The sequence below is a fragment of the Rhodococcus sp. CX genome (genome assembly GCF_015865005.1).
Classification (GTDB): domain Bacteria; phylum Actinomycetota; class Actinomycetes; order Mycobacteriales; family Mycobacteriaceae; genus Rhodococcus.
This window is the reverse complement of the sequence record NZ_JADZGH010000142.1, coordinates 1-2,388: the sequence shown is the minus strand read 5'-3', so window position 1 is coordinate 2,388 and position 2,388 is coordinate 1. Positions and strand designations below refer to the sequence as shown.

The window sequence follows — 2,388 nt, the reverse complement described above, 5'->3', positions numbered from 1 at the left end:
AGCCCCCGACCCCGCCACCCGGGACGGAGCAGCCCGGCCCGCCGCCGGGACCCGGTTCCGGATAGCGTTCCCGGAGATCCTGCGTCGGGTGTGGCAGGCTTCCTTTCGCTCGGTACCCGAACGAAAGGAAATGCCGTGGGCTTCTTGGACAATGTGAAGGGCATCGTCGACAAGGGCAAGGAACTCGCCGCCGATCACCCCGACGTGGTGAACCAGGCGATCGAGAAGGTCGGCGACCTGGCGGACGACAAGACCGGTGGCAAGTTCTCCGGCCAGGTCGATGCGGCGGAGAACGCCGCGAAGAACGCCCTCGGCACTGCCTGATCCGACATGGCTCGCGTGCGCCGGAATCGACCGGCGCGCGTGAGCCGCGCAGCGGTCGGACACGTGCACACGTACGGACGGGTGCGCGTGTCCGCTAGCTGCGCGAATACTCCCGATCCGGCGTCCTGACCGAAACGACCGACCGCCATCGCCGCGCGTGGCAGAGCAGAATCGTTGCCGTGAACGGGACCTGGATACTGTTCGTCGTCATCGCGGCGATCGCCGTCACCGGACTGGCGACCCGGCGCAATCTGCAGGCGCCGCTGGTGCTCGTCGCGATCGGTGCGGCCGCGTCGTTCATCCCTGGACTGCCCCGGCTGGAACTGCAACCCGAGGTGATTCTCGGTGTCGTGCTTCCGCCGCTGCTGTATTCGGCCGCGCTGCGGTTCTCCGTTCCCACCTTCCGGCGCTACCTGTCGCCGATCCTGCGGCTCGGCATCGTCACCGTCCTCGCGACCGCCTTCGCGGTGGCGTTCTTCGCGGAATGGCTCGTCCCGCAGCTGACGTTCGGCGCCGCACTGGTGCTCGGTGCGGTCGTCGCCCCCACCGACGCGGTCAGTGCCGTCGCCGTCGGGCAGAAACTCGGACTGCCGAAACGGGTCATCGCGGTACTCACCGGGGAAGGGCTCGTCAACGACGCGACCGCCCTGACCCTGTTCACGGTCGCGGTGTCGACGGTCGCCGGCACCCGGGTGTACTTCGACTCTCCGGTCATGTTCTTCGGCTACGAGGTGGCCGGCGGTGTCGCCGTCGGACTCGTGCTCGCGGTGGTCGTGCATCAGGTTCGGCTCCGCATGTACCACTCACCACTGGAAACGTCTCTGGGACTGGTACTTCCGTTCACCGCCTATCTCGCGGCCGAGGAGATCCACGCGTCCGGGGTGCTCGCTGTGGTCGCCGCCGGCCTGTACATGGGGCACCGCGCCACCGACGCATCGGTGAACACGCGGATCCAGGAACGCTACGTGTGGGAGAGCCTGGATCTCCTGCTCGAGATGTTCGTCTTCGCGTACATGGGACTGCAGCTGAAGTTCGTGCTCGACGACGTCACCGACCACGGCTACGACGTCGCTCTCGCGCTGCTGTACGCGCTCGCGGTGCTCGTCGTGGTCATGGCGGTGCGGCCCGCGTGGGGTCTGCTGAACTGGGGACGCCGCCGCGTCACCCGCGACATCGGGCTGGTCCGGCTGGGCCGCGACCGGTTGAGTTTCCGCGAACACCTGGTCGTTTCGTGGGCGGGGATGCGCGGTGTGGTGACCCTCGCCGCCGCCGGTGGTATCCCGTTCGTACTCGAGTCCGGCGAACCGTTCCCGGGTCGCGACATCATCCACCTCATCGCGCTGGTCGTCGCCGTCGGAACCCTGCTCATCCAGGGTGCGACCATGCCCGCCCTGATCCGCAGGCTCGACGTGCACGACCCGTACGAGCGGCTCCGCAACGAGGAGCAGCGCGCCCTCGCCCGATCCATCGTCGAAACCGCCGCCCACGGCGAACTCCGGAACCTCGCGGAGCACCCGCCGTCCGGGTTCGACGCCGAGTCCGTGCGCCGCATCCTCGAACGGGTGCGCCGATCCATCCAGGCCCGCGTCGACGCCCAGGCCGTCGAATCGGAGAACGAGGACGACCGCAACCTCGACGCGAGCGCACTGTTCGACGAATTCCGGCGCTCGATCCTGCGTGCCCAGCGCACCGCCCTGATCGCCGCGCGCGACGAGGGAACCCTGGACGACGAAACCCTCCGCATCGAACTCGAAAGCCTCGACGTCGAGGAGGCCGCCGCGGAGGAACGGATCGACCGCCGCGGCCGGACGTGAGCGGCCCGGCAGAAATCGGGTAGTGCACTACGCGTGCGTCCCGGACGTCGCCGGAAGACTCTGGGAACATGCGAAATACGGGGGCGGCGGGTGGGCGGCGCGGAGCGGCTGCCGGCATCTGCATGGGCGCGGTTGCGCTCGGTCTCGTGTTCCTCGGGTCGACCCGTGGCGAAGCATCGCCGGACCCGGGCTCGGTGTACACCTCGGGTTCGTGCTGCGACAGCGAGATCGTGTCGACCACCACGGTGAC

The 2,388-nt window shown here is 68.7% G+C and carries 3 protein-coding genes; all 3 read left to right on the top strand.

What is annotated here, in order from left to right; all coding sequences use genetic code 11:
• Nucleotides 1-135 precede the first annotated feature (135 nt).
• Nucleotides 136-324 carry an antitoxin gene (locus I0Q12_RS14860; RefSeq protein WP_197252640.1) on the top strand — a complete coding sequence of 63 codons (189 nt, stop codon included), beginning with the start codon at nucleotides 136-138 and terminating at the stop codon, nucleotides 322-324.
• Between the two features lie 179 nt (nucleotides 325-503).
• Complete coding sequence (locus tag I0Q12_RS14855) at nucleotides 504-2,138, top strand: Na+/H+ antiporter (RefSeq protein ID WP_197252639.1); 1,635 nt, start codon at nucleotides 504-506, stop codon at nucleotides 2,136-2,138.
• Between the two features lie 68 nt (nucleotides 2,139-2,206).
• Nucleotides 2,207-2,388: hypothetical protein (locus tag I0Q12_RS32925; protein ID WP_231610698.1), on the top strand; the 182-nt coding region annotated here is incomplete at its 3' end.